Below are 15,587 nucleotides of genomic sequence, written 5' to 3'. Positions count from 1 at the left end.
ATTCATCTGCGGGTCAATATTATCTCTTCGAATATACGATTTTCTTAATACTCTCTACCGACAATCCGAACTGGTCAGATAATTGATCGATGGTCACACCCTCGCGAAAACTCTGGCGGATCTTTTCATTACGGGCAACATAATAGTTAGCCGCACCTGAATTCTCGCCCCATTTTCTCCGCTCGCTTGAACGGGTTGGAATATAGATCAATTCCCCCTGAATATACCGCTGGATCTCTTGGAGTAGTCGTTCCGGGAATACATCCGTCGCTCTTATATAATCCATAATGGGCTCGCTCCTTAAAATAGAATAGATATTCTAAGGGCAAAGCCTGCTTTAATAAACACAACTTTTAAGTTACTACAGGCGAATTTATTCCTTCGCTCCATGCCAAGCTTCGCCCTGTTTATTCCGCAGGCTTTGCATGGAGCTTGTTGAGTACGAAATCAATAATCTGGTACAAGGTTTACACCCCCTAATCAGCGCCTTATTCACCAGGCAAAGTTACAGATCATGGTATTCACAAATCTTACTGTAAAATATAAATCCAAACAAGGCAACGACTAAAGTAACACCTTCCCGGAGTTTTGAAAGAATAAAAAGCCGCCCAACACCCGAAGGTGTTCAGCGGCTTCTTAGGCTGATTTTATTTATTGGCCAGCATGATATTCACGATAGAATCCAGCTGTAGCTCCAGAGAATAAGGGTCCTCCATATATTCAGGCAGCATCTCCAGGGAAATATTCTCCGTTGGCGGAAGCTTCAGCATTTGATAGATCGTGGGACTGCCGTAATTCCCGCAAAAGAAAACCGCCCCCCCCAATTTCTCCAGTGACGTTAATATACTAGGATTGCTGATATACCGTAGCTGTGATCTTATCTTTCGGACAAATAAACATATAATAGATGCCCTCTCCGTAAGGGCCAAGCTGCGACCAATCCAACTGGGCTATAAACATCATATTTTCAGAGCAGCAGGGACATACCGGATATTCCGCATCTTGAATCCAGGTCGGCTGTCCGCCAACCTGCGAGGCTGCGGGTTCCAGTGTCCACTCCACGGCATGATATGCATTTCGCGGTTGGGCAGCGAGATGCAGGCGGGGTGCAGCGGCTAAATATTCGTCATTATCGTCCACAAGATTAAGATCCGGCAAAGGTTGCGGTGCTTGATTGTATAAGCTCCAGCGGGGTTCTCCTTGAGCTCCAGTTTCCATATAGATCACACTGTAACTGCCGCAGGACAGGCATGTATCCACCTTAAGCCACTCATCTGCCAGAGCCAAATCACGAACCGACGGATGATTATTCCGCAGCTCCATCAGCCGCGTAAACCCGTTGCCGCACCACGGGCATTCCTCCGGACCCGCTCCCAGAAACCGTGCCGGTTCATTCGCAGCAAGGTCAGCATTCAGCGGTTCTGCCGCCCGTTCAATCGCAAATCCGGTGTGAGAAAACAAATCCCGCCGCACTCCGGCTTCTGTAAGCTCCCAGCCGGCCTCAAGTGAGTATTGATCAGGTGAAACAAAAAGCTCTTTCGCCCACTGGGGCGGTTGCTCCCGCCACTGCTGAAACTGCTGAACAACCCGTCCGTCTCCTATCCAGGCTAAGGCCAGCAGCAGATGATTGCGGTTCTCATTATCCTGTTCCACCTGTTCCAGCAGCTGATCCCGGACCTCTGCAGAAGCATCTTTATACAAAATCCCCGGGTAATACAGCTCATGGCAGATAAGCGCAGGGATACAGTCCGTAAGCCGCACGTTGTTGTAACAGAGCAGCGACAAAAGAATATCCACGCTGGTCTCCTCGTCACCGGCACCGAGCAGTTCTAACGCATATACCTTCATCCTCTCCGCATCCTCACCCGACAAGGCAGAATACACCTGCTCGCGGTTTAAGGGATATGGCAGATAGCGGATCAAAGGGTCGTAGGCTTGTTTTGCATGCATAATCTTAAGCACTTCCACCGGATCAGCGATTCCTTTATATAGATCCACATCCCTGCGGTGCTGTTCAATATAAGCCTGGCGTTTGCGGCGTTCCTGTTCCTGATAACACGGCATGCAGAATCCGCCCGTTTTGTGGGCAGTAGCCGGTAAAATGGTTGCCGCACAGTTTTGGCTTTGGCAGGGAATCCGTTCCGTCACTATTTTCCACCTCACTTACAGGTTCGCCCTGAGTTATTTCTCCTGCTTCTGCAGCTTCTTCTTTTTCGCTTTGTCCGCTGCTTGTTGAAGATTCTCAGCCACTCTAAATTCGACGATCCGGCTGATTAAATCATAGGGCATCGGCTTATCTAAAGGGAATTGAACGGAACCTTTGGCTCCCTTATATTCCGCCAGCTCCTCTTTGAAGGCTTCAACCCCGCTCGGTGCCGGATACAATCCAATATGTTTCTTAAATGCCGCAAAATGGACCAGATTGCCATGCAGCTCGAAAGTAGGCATCTGATAACTTATCTTTTCTTTCGCCTCAGGGGCCGATTCTTGAATGACCTTTCTCAACGTTTGGAGGATCTCCTGAACTTCAGGAGCAGATCTCGAAATATAATCATCCACAGATTCATAAGTAATTTTGTTGTCCATAACGTTTCTCTCCTTTAGCCTGCCAGCGGGGAATCCCCCAGCATGAATTATTTTTTTCTGATCTTTTCTGTTTCCCGCTCGTAGATTTCAATGTACTCCTGCACCGCAATCTTGCGGCTCAGTTCGGCAATAAGCCCGTATGGAATGTTGTTTTTTTTTTTGAACCGGATACATGATTTGCCCATATCAAGCTTTGTCTGAACACGCTTCGGATACTCCTCGCGGAACCACGCCAGTAGCTCAGGGTGCATATACACTCCCATATGATACAGTGCGATAAAATTCTTTTGTGAGGCTATGCTTATAAACGGAAGAGGCTGCTCAGCATTCACGTGATAACCCGGCGCATACAAGTGATGTGGAACAACATAGGTAATCATGCCATAGGACATCGTTTCCTCGAAGCCGCTTGGAAGATTCCCCTTGATTGTGCTCCGTAGCTGCGCAATGGCTTCCTGACGATCTTCCGGCAGTTGGCTGATATAGTTTTCCGGACTTTCCGACTCGTATTTCATGCTGACCCTCCTCGAAGAAAACACTTTTATTTATCTCAATATTAAATTGAATCCGGAAACTAGACAAGTTTAAGTCAACGCCGCCTGTTTCTTTCCATCCGGCAGCCCGTTGAAAATGGGTGAATGGAATAGGCATATCGCCTGATCCATGTATCCATGGCAAACGTATACTATGGTACATTCACACAATAAAGTTGAGAGAGGAATTAGCATATGATCGAACTTGCGTTAGCTTTACAGGATCAGGATGGACACTATGCCGAGCATGCCGGAGTTGTTTTAGCCTCGGTTTTCCACAATACCGCTTCCCGTGTTAATGTTCATATTTTGCATGATCAGACTTTAACGGAAGAGAACAAGTCAAAGCTCATGAGACTAACAAGCCGATATAAACACACCATTACCTTCTATCCCATTACTCTTCCTGAAAACATGCTTCAGGTAATGGAAAATGTAGGCTCGATTAATGTGTGGACACAGGCATGTATGTACCGCTTGCTTCTTCCCGCACTTATTCCGGTTGAAAAAATCATCTATCTGGACTGCGATGTGCTGGTCAATATGGACCTTGAAGAGCTGTGGCGAATTGATCTGGGACAGTATTATTTAGGCGCGGTTTGGGATCAGGGCATTATGGAAGTTGCACATGTTATCAATTCCAAAGGTTTGGTTCCCGAGCGTTATTTCAATTCCGGAGTGGTTCTGTTTGCCCTGAATACTATCCGGTGCCACCAGGAATGGTACGAAGAAACACTGCACTTTTTACGCAGTTTCCCGGATTCCACGATGCCTGATCAGGATGCATTGAATGCAGTTTTCGGAGGGAATTACCTTCAGCTGGATCGACGCTTCAATTTCTTCAACCAGTCTATACCCAATCATGACTTCCATAATAAAATTGTCCATTTTACCGGAACGGAAAAGTTTTGGGATCAAAACTCTCCGGGGGCAGGGCTGCATCATAAATACCTCAGCCTGACGCCGTGGAGAAAATTCAGAACGTATTTGAAACGGAGAAAGCGGAAAGTCACCCACCTTAAACTTCGTTACAAAAAAAGCAGAAGACTTCACCTGAAAATGAAACGGTCGAAGACTCTCCGCCTCTCCTTAACCGAACTAAGCATCATCAGACAGCTCAGAAGCCGTAGAGCGAATCTTCTCAAAGCCAAAAGAAAAAGCCGTTATACTAGACATTAGCTTGGAGCAAACAGCCATATTCAATGATATGGCTGTTTGCTTTTAATTTAATAAGGACTATATAAACTAAACGAGCGTAAAATATGGAGGACTGTAAAGAAAGTAAAAAGGAGCTAACACGATGGAGGATTCTTACATACAGGCAGCGGCAAAACTTAGCACTCTCTTGTTCATGATCATTGCTTTGATCCAATTGCTGCTGACGTTCGGTTTGCCCTGGGGCGAAATCACAATGGGCGGCAGATATAAAGGCAAATTGCCTGGAAAGCTGCGTTTGTTCAGTCTGCTGTCGGTTTTCATTCTCTTATTCTTTTCAGCAGTTTCGCTGCAACACGCCGGAGTCCTTGCCTCAGGATTCAGCTTTCATTTCACATCTATTTTTATCTGGATCATTGCTGTTTATTTGGGCCTGAATACGTTCGCCAACCTTTTCTCCAAGAGTCCAAAAGAAAAATGTATCATGACCCCTTTAGCGGGGATCGCCTTCTTGTCCGTGTTAACAGTGGCCATTTACGCATAAATACCGGTCAACAAATTCACCCATCTTATCGAAAGATAGGATCAACTCTCCATTTCCTCCAGCCACTCAATGCAAACCGGTATAAAATCAGCATAATCCGCAATAGCTTGTATTGTCGGTATGACTTGACTTGTTCCCAGCTCTTGTTCCGCAGCGTCTGTGCTTTCCAGTCCTAGTGAGCGTTTGATGCTATAGCTGAGCCAGTCCAGCTTCCCTTGAAATCCGCAATTCAGCACATCATGCCAGTTATCGCCGATCTTGCCTCCATGCTTGCGGTATGTGCTGATCATTGTACGGAAAGCGTCTTTGTTAACATTCCCCGTCTCAGAGCCCGACCAATACAAAGCTACTTCGATCAGCTCCTGCATGGGGTTAACCGCCCCGGCGGCTTCCCAGTCAATGATAACCGGAACATGATTGTTATCCCATAACACATTTTTCGGATCTAAATCTCTGTGACTGATCACCTTGTTATTCATCAAAGCAGCCCCTGCTGCGTTCGCCTGCTGCTCCCACTGTTGCAGCTTATTCAAGTATTCTGTCAGCATGGACGACCATTCCAAGTGAGCTTGCTCTCCCTTGAGGGCGTAACTCTGCCAATCCACGGTTGACGGTACATAATCTTCCTTGGCTGAATCAGCTTCATCTGTAAGTTGAGAGAAATCTATGCGATGTATGCCCGCGAGAATTCCGGCAATTTTCTCGCAGGCATCTATATCAATGGTCCCGGAGGATAGCGGCTTACCGTCCACCCAAGGAAACAGCAGCACATATCGACCCTCTACTTCATGCATAAAGTTCCCCTTCGATACGATAGCCGGAAGAGCGTTTATACCTTGCTCACGGGCCAGAGTTGCCACCTTTTCCGCAAAAACATAGTTCTCCATCGCTGTGCTCCGCTTCAAAATTTGCGGATTCAGCACTTTTACGGCATATTCAGCCCGGTCCGTAGTTAAGCGGTACATTTTATGAAGGAACCCGCCGAAAATTTGTTCCGGCTGTGTTGTTAATTGCCCCAAATCGTAAGCTGCGCACAGCTTGTTGAAATCGAATTGCTGATGCAAAGTTTCCATAGTCCTATAATCCTTCCACATAATTTAATTGGCCCGGCCTTCGGCCTCATTCTAATCTATCATAGAATTGGTTATTTCTGGTGTGAAGAACATGGTTTTGAAATGGAGGGTTATCTACTTTCATTGTTGAGTTGGAATTTTCAAGGTATAATTTAATTTATAGGTCGTGAAGAACACGCCGCTTCCACACTATTCATCTCTTGTATGTTAATCCGGGATGAGTGGTGAGAAAGCGGCTTTTCTTTTTGTTCGTAACAATTCTTAAACGGTATGAAATGACCATAGTCCTAGGGAGGGAACGCAATGGCTCGATTTGAGCAGCAGTACATGGAATGGTTAGAAAAGAATCTCACGAATGAGCTTAATCCTAGACGGAGGGAGCTGCTGGCCAAAGGTTTGGGACATGGAACGGTTGAATTTTTAAGGAGAGTCTGGTTCCCGGCAGTCGGGAATTTTGACCATCTGTTTCCTGAATGGGAGGTTCGGGATTTCAATAATGGCTACCGGTATTTGGATTTGGCCTATATGCCCGGAGGTGCCAGAGGCGGAATTGAAATTCAGGGCTATGGTCCGCATGCCAGAGATCTTGATGTCAGGAGGTTCAAGGATCTGTGCATGCGCCATTGTTTGTTATCGCTGGACAGCTGGACTTTTCTTCCGATTGCCTATCTATCAGTTATAGAAGAACCGAAACAATGCCAGCAGCTTGTGCTCGCTTTTATCGGCAAATTCATCGCAACCGATGTTCCCTCCACATTAACCTGGCTTGAAGCTGAGACTCTTCGTTATGCGAGACGGTTACTGCGTCCGTTCACACCAGTAGAACTGACTGCACATCTGAAGGTAACCAATCGCCATACCAGAAGAATCCTGCAAAACTTGGTTGAACAGCAGCTGATTGACATTGAGAGCGGCAAGCAGCGTATACGTACCTACCGGCTTCGGTTATAACAAGTTAATCGTTTGGGACTATGAATGGACAGGCTGAGGAGGACAGGCTGAGGAAACACGCAGCATTGCAATAATGTGCATCGAATAACCTCAAGCGGACCGGGGAGACCTTATTTGCAAAAATTCGGATCCTATACCCGACTTTCGGACTCAGATGCAGCTATTTGCTCAACTCTCTCCTATTTAGGAGTAATTGAAGGCGAATAAAGGCTATACGGTCCGCGAACCTGGTAAAAAGAGCTATCCAGCATAAATAGAGGCTATACAGTCCGCAGCTTGCGGGGATAATCTGCTAGGTACGTATTCTGGTACTTCTTCAGGCGCGTACTCTGGTACTTCTTCGGTACGTACTCCGGTACTTCTTCGGTACGTATTCTGGTACTTCTTCGGGTACGTACTCTGGTACTTCTTCGGGTACGTACTCTGGTACTTCTTCGGTACGTATTCTGGTACTTCTTCGGGTACGTATTCTGGTACGTATGGTACGTATTGCCCGGCAGCTAAAGTCCGATCGAGCACACCAAGGAATTGCGCCAGCAACCTATTAGTAATTACTTAATGAGTATTTAGTAAGTACTTACAGAGTACTGGCCCTCTGGTGTTTATAACAACTCAAAGAAACGGCATTTCTGCCGTTTCTTTGGATGCATTGCCAGAGAGTTACCCTCTCCCCTCTATTCAAAACTCTGCAGCAGACGCTCCACATACTCCGCGGAAACCTCCGCATGCTTACGCAAATTGCTCTCCCGCCCCAGCTTCGAATAAGAGGATAGCAGCTCTTTCATAGCAGTGCCTTCGTCAATAAAGCTGCGGATATACCCCTGCGGCTGTGCCAAGTGCAACGCGGTTCCCAATTTAACAAGGGCCGTCTCCGTTTGCCCCATACCCTGATAAAGCACACTCTGCAGGATCAGCACCTGAATCTGGCCCCGCTCACGGTCCTCCTTGCATAATAACTGATACATCCGCTCCAACAGCTGCAGTGCGTTATCTGATTGTTCGCAAGCCGCAAGCACTCTCGCCAAGATCAGATGCTCGGCAACAAGGTTCAGAGACACCTCGTCCGTATAGGCTACATCGCAGCTCTGCAGCCAGGCGCGGGCTACTTCCACCCGGCCCTGCTCCAGTGCCAAGAAGGCTTGCTCCGCTTCAACTCTTTTCATAAATAGCAAATGATCCGGAGAATCAATCTGTGAGCCCAGACCGGAAAGCAGCTCCGAAGCACCTTCAGGATCCCCCTGGGCAGTATGAATTCTCACGGCGCTGACGGTAAGGTGAATCAATATCCGTGCATAAGGCTTAATATCCTCACGCCTGAGCGCCTTATGAATAGAAACAGCAGCTTCCTCCAGGCGGTTCCACTCGTAGAGCAGCTTGGTATAGGAGACAAACAGGAAACCTACAAAAGGATATTCCCGCTTACTCTCCCAGACAGTTATCCACTTCACCAGTGTCTCTTCTGCATAATGAAGATCGTTAATATAGACCAAATGATCGTCGAAGGCATCATATCCCTGGTGTCTGTTGCGCCCCATCGTTTGAAAAAAGCTGCCCTCCGGGATATGCTGCTCCATCTCTTCGAAGTATTTCGACATGGTTACCAAGTCTTTGCGCAGATAGGCAGAGACCGAACACATGAAGTAGATGTTGCCCATCGCCTGATGATATGCTTGTTCGCTTAAAGTGGCTTGCAGGGTTTGGAATGAAACCTCAGCCTGCTGAATTCTTTTAAAAGCTGCTTCCCATTTCCCCACTCCGAGCAGCACAGAGATATAGAAGACTTCCACCATTGGTTTCCCAGCAAAATAATGCTCAGGAATGACGGATAACCATCGGTTGAGCACAACACTTCTGGATTGCAAAAGGTGAAGGATATTCTTCTCAATCAACCGGACAGCGTCCTCATATTGCTTGCCCTCCAAGTAATGTTCCACCGCTTCCGCTTCAAATCCATAATGCTCCCACCAATGCGCCACATGGATATGGGCCTCAGTTATTTTTGCCGGATCTTCGGCTGTCAGCTGTTCCTGCAAGAAATCAGACAGCAAATGATGATACCGGTACCAGTTTCTCTGATCATCCAAAGGGATAATGAACAAATTCAGCTGTTCCAGGCTCTCCAATTGCTCCTGGCAATCCGGCTGGCCGGTTACCACTTCACAGATGGAATGGTTCATCCGGCTCAGGATCGAGGTTTCCAATAGAAATACGCGTATGGACTCAGGCAAATGAGAGAACATTTCCTCCAGCAAATAGCGGGATATGTCCTGATGCTGGCCTCTAATGCCATCAATGGAGCGGGGGATGTTATCGCTGCTCTTTAGAGCAATTGCGGCCAGCTGCAGTCCGCTAATCCAGCCTTCGGTCTGGTGGTAGAGCTGTGTCACCTGTTTCTTCGTCAACCTTAAATCCGTTGTCTCCCGGAAGAAGATCATCCCTTCATCCAGTTGGAAGCTCAAATCCTGCATAGTAATTTTATGTACAGTGACTGCTTCCGTTATACTGCTGGCCAGTATGGCCAGGTCGGTACGGCCAGCGATAAAAAAGTGAATATGAGGCGGCAAATGCTGGAGTAGATAGACCAGCGAATCATGTATTTCCGGGAGACTGATGAAATGATAATCATCGAGTATAATGACCAGGTCGGCAGCAGTTTCTCTGAATTCATTCAGCATAACGTCCAGTGCAGGCTCTGAGAAGATTGAGGAACCTTTCTTAAGCAAAGGCCGGATTCTGGCACCAAACCCAGGAAACTGCTCCTCGACCGCAGCTGCCACATAGCTCCAAAACGTGATCCAGTCGTTATCCTGCTTATCCAGGGATACCCAGGCGGCACGCGATCCGCTGTATTTGACCCATTCACTTAACGCTGTTGACTTCCCGTAACCGGCGGGTGCTGATACAACAGTCAGCCTTGCAGTCATTCCTTCATTGATCTTGTTCATCAGACTTGGCCGGGGTACCAGGGAGTTGCGGCCATGGGGGATGTGAAGTTTTGTGCTTTCAATCATTATGTATTTCCTCCAAATTGCAGCAAGCAACCCTATGTTTTAAATTTGTATAGTTAAGCCTATTATATCAGACGATACTTCCGATAATAAAGCTATGTTCTGCCCGAAACCATAGAGAATATAAGGAGTTATAGTGAATCTCAGGAATGCCCTATATAATGGAAGCAGAATAAACAAGTAGGAGTGTAAACGATGCAGCAACGCAAACGGATTCTCATCATTGAAGATGAACAGGACATTTCCCGTATTCTGAAGGATTATATTACATTGCAGGGTTTTGACGTACATATTGCAGACAATGGCGTGGACGGTCTTCGGCTGCTGGAAGCAGTACAGCCCGATTTCATTATTTTGGATATCATGCTGCCAGATGCAAACGGGATTGAGCTGTGCAGACAAATCCGCGATAAAACCCGGACGCCAATTCTCATTCTAAGCGCCCGTAGCAGCGATACCGATAAAGTGCTGGGGCTGGGATTCGGTGCGGATGATTATATGACCAAGCCCTTTTCCCTCAGCGAGCTGGTGGCAAGAATTCAGGCTCATCTGCGCAGAATGGAGAGCCTCGGAAATCCGTTGCCGCAGGACGAACTGATTTCTATCGGTACCCTGACCATCGACAAAAAAGCCTATAAAGTAACGCAAGGCGGTCGTGAGATTTCGTTGTCTGCCAAGGAATTTGAGCTGCTGTTCTTTTTGGCCGAGCACAGAAACCAGGTATTTTCCAAGAGCCAGCTGCTCGATCAAATCTGGGGCTACACCTCCTTTGGAGATGAAAGCACTATAACCGTGTACATACGCCGGCTGCGTGAGAAGCTTGAAGCGGACCCCTCCAATCCTGAGTATCTCAAAACCGTATGGGGAGTCGGCTATAAATTCAACCAGGATTAAATCAAAGAATGGAGCCGCTGAACTATGTATTGGAAAAATTGGTTTAAACCGTGGTTCGCCTCAGCCATCGCTTGTATTGTAATTATGGGGAGCTGCGGGGCGTTCATTCAGTATAGACTTTCGACTACGGAACAGGATGTTCTTCCGGACGAAGTGGTGAATCAGGCGCGTATTGAGATAAGCGGCATTATGTTGGTTCTGGAGCAGCATCACACCGAAGTCTCCAGTCAGAACAGGATACGGGAAGAACTGCGTAAGTGGAGTGAAGAGAAGCAGCTCCACCTGCAATACACTGGCCTTGACGGTACCATTCTTTTCGACTCCTCTGCTCCACATTCCATGAATAAGAACAAGCTGAATCTTAAAAGTGATCTGCATTATGATCTATACAGCTCCAAAACAGCACATGAAATGTTCAAACTGGCCTTCCCGGTTGTTGATCCTGATTCTGGAGTGCAGGCTGGGAATGCGATCTTCACCTTGCCCGGCTCACTCCTCGCTTACAGGCAAACTGCGTCTTTTCCTGCCATGTTCACTCTGCTGATGATAGCCTTGCTCCTCATGCTGCTGCTTCTATTCCGGCTCCGGCACAAAATCAATCACGACCTCCTTCATCCGGTTAACGGTCTAAAGGATCATGCCGAGGCCATTCTCAAGGGGAACTACGGGCAGAAAGCCGAATATGCAAAGCAGGATGAAATCGGTGAGGTCTACGCCGTATTTGATCAAATGCGGAGTGAAATTATGACGCTGAGCATGCAGAAAGAAGCGCAGAGCAAGGCCCAGAAGGAGCTTATCTCCAATATTTCACATGATTTAAAAACACCGCTAACCATCGTCAAAGCCTATATTGAGGCGATCCGCGAAGGGGTCTGCTCCGACCTGCCGGCGGTTATGGCGTATATGGAGATTATGCAGGCGCAAGCCAACAAGATGGCCATGCTGGTCGAGGATTTGCTGGTGCATGCTTTAAGAGATTTGGACCAAATTTCTGTACATCCCGCGGAGCATTACAGCAAGGAGATTTTCGAGTCCATCCTCAGGCCGATGGGCCCTTATATCCGTACGGCAGGCGTGGAATTTACTGAGCCTTCCGAAATCCCAAACGTGCTAATCCGCATAGATCCTGTCCGAATCGAACAGCTTCTATCCAATCTTATCGCCAATGCGCTGAAGCATACTTCTGCCGGAGATACGATCCGGGTAGCCATCGTTCAGGAACAGCATCAGCTTACGGTGACCGTATCCGATACAGGCGAGGGAATTCTGCCGCAGGACATGCCCTTTATATTTGAACGTTATTTCCAGGGACATGCGCCTTCACAATTTGAGAAGCGGTTCAATGAGGGGTCCGGACTGGGTCTGTCGATCTGCAAACATATTATTGAAGCCCATCATGGCACCATTTCCTTTAAAAGCGCCAAACATCAGGGGACCGAATTTTATTTCACCCTGCCTATCTCCTGACAGCTCCTTGCCTTGTAATACTTTATTAAGAACCTGATAAGCTTATTGCAAGATTCCCCCTCTACAATGAAGGAAAATGATAACTGGAGGGATTTATGCATGCCGAAAACCGCGATACTTCATACCAAAAACCTGTGTAAAACCTATTCCACCGGCAGCGAGCAATTCCACGCCATCCGAAATATTGATTTGGACATCTACCAAGGGGATTTCACCGTAATTATGGGAGATTCCGGGTCGGGAAAATCAACGCTGCTCTACTTGCTTAGCGGTTTGGACACGGTCACCGCAGGTGAAGTCCATTTCAGCCAGCAGCGTATGGACAGCTTCTCCGAGAAGGAGCTTTCCGGGCTGAGAGCTGGGAAAATCGGATATATCTATCAGAGCAGCAATCTTGTGCCCGATCTGACACTGCTGGAAAATATCGCTTTACCCGGCTATGTTGCAGCAAGACCACGGCGTGAAGTGAAGCAGAAAGCCTTGTCGCTGATGAAGGCCATGAGCATTGAAGAGCAGCAGCACCGGCTACCAGCTGAGGTGTCCGGGGGCCAGCAGCAAAGAGCTGCTATTGCGAGGGCATTAATCAATACGCCTGAGATCATTTTTGCAGATGAGCCGACAGGAAGCCTGAATTATGATCAGGGCGTTGCGGTACTCGATATTTTGACAAGCATGAATACCGAGGGACAATCCATCGTCATGGTCACTCATGATATCAAGTCGGCCTGCCGTGCGAACCGGCTGATCTTTATCCGCGATGGTCAGGTTGGCGGCGTGCTGGAGCTTGGTGCTTTTACCCCTGATCAGCTGCAGGACAGAGAGTCCCTCATCTTCTCCTACATCTCCCGTGAAGGGAGCCTTACGTAATGCATGCAATAATGACGATTTGCTGGGGGAATCTGAGGAAACGCAAAGTGCAGAACAGTCTGATTGCGCTGCTTATTCTGCTGTCCACGCTGCTGACGAACACCGCGATAACCGTTATTTCGAACTCGGAAGATCTTTACGAAAGCCTGCATCGCGACACTAAAGGCTCCCATGAACTATTAATGTTCAGCAGAGGTCTTCACAATCCGCAGAAGTCAGCCCAGTGGTGGTCCCAGCAGGATGGCGTAACGGCATCCGTGCTGCTGCCTTACAAGCCTTTGGCAGGAGTCAAACACCGCGGAGAAGATATCCCCAACCTGTATTTGTATATGATGAATACACCGGACCGGCCCTTTGGCACAGATGAGCTTGTATTTGCCCAAGGACCGGAGACTGCTCATCCTGAACAGGGTACGATTTGGATTCCAACCTCGCTCGCCTATAAATATAATGTTTCCATTGGTGACGAACTTCAGTTTAAGACAGGTAATACTCCTCTTAGCTTAACTGTATCTGCTGTCGTGATCGACCTTCCGCTGGGAGGACCCTTTTCCACAACAGCGCGGATCTGGATGAACAGCAGCGACTACCAGCAGGATCTAAGCTCTGTTCAAGACACAGATTCATATATTCTGGGACTCCGTTTCGCTGACTACAGCCAGCGTGCTGATTATTGGGAGCGGTTTGAGAAATTTCTGGGCACGCCATTTATGGAAGAGATGAACAGCTATGAGCAAATTTCAGCTTTCTACTTTATCATGAACAAAATCATCGGTTTTGTCATGAGCTTCCTTGGCATTGTAATGATGCTGGTTGCCTTGTTTACGATCAGCTTTACGATTTCGGATGCAATTCTGGCCAATTACAAAACCATCGGGATTTTTAAATCCATGGGTCTGACTTCAAGGCAGATTATTGGCACCTACGTTGCCCAGTACAGTTTTCTTGCACTGCTGTCCATCCTGCCCGGGCTATGGATCAGCCGCTTTTTATCGGGAGTGATTATTGAACAGTCTCTATCCTTCTTAAAGACTGATTATTCCTCGATTCGGCTCCAAGGAGCTTGGACTGATTGGATGGTCGGAGCAGGGATGCTGCTGCTGATTCTTGTATGCGTGTGGATTTATGCCAGCAAAACCCGTTCCATCCAGCCGATGCAGGCCATTCGTTATGGCATGTCTGAAGCTTCGCACAGCAGCCTTGGCAAACGTTCGAAAGGCCGGGGAAAACGGGGCCGTGAGTTTGAACGCTGGCCGGTTCCTGCTGTCATCGGGCTGAGAAATGTAACCAAAAATCTTAAGGGCTCTATCCTGATGCTTATTCTGACCACCGTTACAACGTCAGTGCTGGTCTTCGGCTTCGTCCTCTTGAACAGCATCTATCAAATGCAGAAAACCTCACCGCTGTGGGGTTATGATGCCTCTGATATTGTTGTCATGGTCGTGAACGAAGCGAATTTCGACCGTGAAGCTCTGAATGCCGAGGTTAAGGCCGATCCCGCTATCCTGAACCTTAACTGGGCGGGCCAATCCATCGGCGTTGTGTCTGCGGAAACCATGCGAAGCTCCGGGAAGGTGGACGATGCAGCACAATCCCTCAGCATTCCGCTTAATGCCGTAGAAGGAAGTCTGGATGAGGTGGGCTTCGCCTCCTTAAACGGCAGAAATCCGGCCAACCGGAATGAAATATCCATCGGCATCAACATCTCCAGGCAGCTCGGGAAAGAGCTCGGAGATGTTATAGAGCTGTATGTTGAAGGAGAGCGGCACACCTTCACAGTGACCGGCATTTATCAATCCATTGCCAATATGTCCAATCAAGCCAGAATAACCTCGGATGCGCTCACCCAGTTTCACCCTGATACAGCTTACTTGAATTTAATAAACGACGATGATGCAGATAAGATAGTGCAGCAGCTGAATGACAAATATGGCCCTGGAATTCAGGCCATCAAACAGCAAACCCTGCTCGATTCGGTATTCAAGGAAGCTACGGCGGTCCTGATCATTCCGATGAGCATTCTGAGCCTGCTGTTTCTGCTGGTCACCTGCCTCATTATTTACAGCACCTGCCGGATTCATATCCGCAAGGAAACCAAGACCTATGGCATCTACAAATCCATCGGGCTGACTTCGAATAACATCCGGGGTGCAGTAACCTGGAGCATTGTAGCGCTGTCCGCGGCCGGGGCCGCTCTCGGCATCGGCTGCGGGGTATTCCTCCTCCCCGGCATATTAAGAGGGCTGCTCTCCTCCTATGGTATTGTCAAGCTGCCGCTCCTAATGCAGTGGGCTGGCATCTCCTTCCTCGCTTTGCTTAGTATAACCGTGGCCGGTCTCGGCTGCTGGATCGCCTCCAGCGTTATCCGCAGCACTTCACCACGGGTTCTGGTCACGGAATAACAGCAGCTATTTGAATAATCCATTGAACCGCCCTTTTGCGGACCGCTGGGTTTAGTAGATAACAGCAAACAGACAGCAAGCCAGCTCAAATGTCGAGCTGGCTTGCT

Annotated in this window: 14 protein-coding genes; 7 read left to right on the top strand and 7 right to left on the bottom strand. The window is 48.0% G+C overall.

What is annotated here, in order from left to right; all coding sequences use genetic code 11:
• Positions 1 to 19: 19 nt before the first annotated feature.
• The 5 genes from MHI45_RS30395 to MHI45_RS30375 all read right to left on the bottom strand — a co-directional run bounded on the left by MHI45_RS30395 (position 20) and on the right by MHI45_RS30375 (position 3,101).
• Positions 20 to 286 (bottom strand): CD3324 family protein, encoded by a 267-nt coding sequence (locus tag MHI45_RS30395; protein ID WP_038589292.1) that lies wholly within the window; start codon positions 284 to 286, stop codon positions 20 to 22.
• 361 nt (positions 287 to 647) lie between these two features.
• Positions 648 to 824 (bottom strand): hypothetical protein, encoded by a 177-nt coding sequence (locus MHI45_RS30390; protein WP_179091827.1) that lies wholly within the window; start codon positions 822 to 824, stop codon positions 648 to 650.
• 22 nt (positions 825 to 846) lie between these two features.
• Positions 847 to 2,148 (bottom strand): DUF1963 domain-containing protein, encoded by a 1,302-nt coding sequence (locus MHI45_RS30385; protein ID WP_076113136.1) that lies wholly within the window; start codon positions 2,146 to 2,148, stop codon positions 847 to 849.
• Between the two features lie 33 nt (positions 2,149 to 2,181).
• Complete coding sequence (locus MHI45_RS30380; protein WP_076113135.1) at positions 2,182 to 2,586, bottom strand: iron chaperone; 405 nt, start codon at positions 2,584 to 2,586, stop codon at positions 2,182 to 2,184.
• Between the two features lie 47 nt (positions 2,587 to 2,633).
• The gene (locus MHI45_RS30375; RefSeq protein ID WP_076113134.1) at positions 2,634 to 3,101 is read right to left on the bottom strand and encodes a DUF1801 domain-containing protein; all 468 of its coding nucleotides are present in this window, start codon (positions 3,099 to 3,101) and stop codon (positions 2,634 to 2,636) included.
• Between the two features lie 213 nt (positions 3,102 to 3,314).
• Here MHI45_RS30375 and MHI45_RS30370 point away from each other — a divergent pair, with 213 nt between their 5' ends.
• Together MHI45_RS30370 and MHI45_RS30365 are read left to right on the top strand one after the other, a co-directional pair.
• Positions 3,315 to 4,298 carry a glycosyltransferase family 8 protein gene (locus MHI45_RS30370; RefSeq protein WP_076113133.1) on the top strand — a complete coding sequence of 328 codons (984 nt, stop codon included), beginning with the start codon at positions 3,315 to 3,317 and terminating at the stop codon, positions 4,296 to 4,298.
• A gap of 121 nt (positions 4,299 to 4,419) precedes the next feature.
• Entirely contained in the window at positions 4,420 to 4,818 is a 399-nt protein-coding gene (locus MHI45_RS30365) for a hypothetical protein (RefSeq protein ID WP_076113132.1), read from the top strand.
• Between the two features lie 41 nt (positions 4,819 to 4,859).
• Here the strand turns inward: MHI45_RS30365 and MHI45_RS30360 are convergent, their stop codons facing one another.
• Entirely contained in the window at positions 4,860 to 5,891 is a 1,032-nt protein-coding gene (locus MHI45_RS30360; protein WP_076113131.1) for a phosphotransferase, read from the bottom strand.
• 303 nt (positions 5,892 to 6,194) lie between these two features.
• Here MHI45_RS30360 and MHI45_RS30355 point away from each other — a divergent pair, with 303 nt between their 5' ends.
• Entirely contained in the window at positions 6,195 to 6,842 is a 648-nt protein-coding gene (locus MHI45_RS30355; protein WP_076113130.1) for a transcriptional regulator, read from the top strand.
• A gap of 674 nt (positions 6,843 to 7,516) precedes the next feature.
• Here MHI45_RS30355 and MHI45_RS30350 read toward each other — a convergent pair.
• Positions 7,517 to 9,853: a hypothetical protein gene (locus MHI45_RS30350; protein ID WP_076113129.1), complete on the bottom strand. Its 2,337-nt coding sequence runs from the start codon at positions 9,851 to 9,853 to the stop codon at positions 7,517 to 7,519.
• A gap of 192 nt (positions 9,854 to 10,045) precedes the next feature.
• On the opposite strand from MHI45_RS30350, the gene MHI45_RS30345 reads away from it, so the two are divergent.
• From MHI45_RS30345 to MHI45_RS30330, 4 genes are all read left to right on the top strand, one after another.
• The gene (locus tag MHI45_RS30345) at positions 10,046 to 10,744 is read left to right on the top strand and encodes a response regulator transcription factor (RefSeq protein WP_076113128.1); all 699 of its coding nucleotides are present in this window, start codon (positions 10,046 to 10,048) and stop codon (positions 10,742 to 10,744) included.
• Positions 10,745 to 10,768: 24 nt separating this feature from the next.
• On the top strand, positions 10,769 to 12,211 hold the full coding sequence (locus MHI45_RS30340) for a HAMP domain-containing sensor histidine kinase (protein WP_341118521.1): 1,443 nt from the start codon (positions 10,769 to 10,771) through the stop codon (positions 12,209 to 12,211).
• 99 nt (positions 12,212 to 12,310) lie between these two features.
• Positions 12,311 to 13,078, top strand: a complete 768-nt coding sequence (locus MHI45_RS30335; protein WP_341118520.1) for an ABC transporter ATP-binding protein — start codon at positions 12,311 to 12,313, stop codon at positions 13,076 to 13,078.
• The gene (locus tag MHI45_RS30330) at positions 13,078 to 15,480 is read left to right on the top strand and encodes an ABC transporter permease (protein ID WP_341118519.1); all 2,403 of its coding nucleotides are present in this window, start codon (positions 13,078 to 13,080) and stop codon (positions 15,478 to 15,480) included. Before MHI45_RS30335 ends, MHI45_RS30330 begins: the two co-directional genes overlap by 1 nt.
• Positions 15,481 to 15,587: the final 107 nt, after the last annotated feature.

Source organism: Paenibacillus sp. FSL H3-0321 (genome assembly GCF_038002865.1).
Lineage (GTDB): Bacteria > Bacillota > Bacilli > Paenibacillales > Paenibacillaceae > Paenibacillus_AQ.
The sequence above is the reverse complement of the archived record's forward strand: the minus strand, read 5'-3'. Positions and strand labels throughout refer to the sequence as shown.